General features: G+C 64.7%; 1 protein-coding gene. It reads left to right on the plus strand.

What is annotated here, in order from left to right:
- On the plus strand, positions 1–255 hold a 255-nt coding region (locus FAZ79_RS11325), incomplete at both ends, for a GTP-binding protein (RefSeq protein ID WP_247709554.1).

Consider the following 255-nt stretch of genomic DNA (forward strand, 5'->3'; position numbering starts at 1 on the left):
TGGACGGCGCGATCCTGGTGGTTTCCGCCGCCGACGGCCCGATGCCGCAGACCCGTGAGCACATCCTGCTCTCGCGTCAGGTAGGCGTCCCGTTCATCGTCGTGTTCCTGAACAAGGCCGACATGGTCGACGATCCGGAGCTGCTCGAGCTGGTCGAGATGGAAGTCCGTGACCTCCTCTCCCAGTACGACTTCCCGGGCGACGACACCCCGATCATCACCGGTTCGGCCCTCAAGGCGCTGGAAGGTGACACCT

The organism is Guyparkeria sp. SB14A, from assembly GCF_005096345.1.
Lineage (GTDB): Bacteria > Pseudomonadota > Gammaproteobacteria > Halothiobacillales > Halothiobacillaceae > Guyparkeria > Guyparkeria hydrothermalis.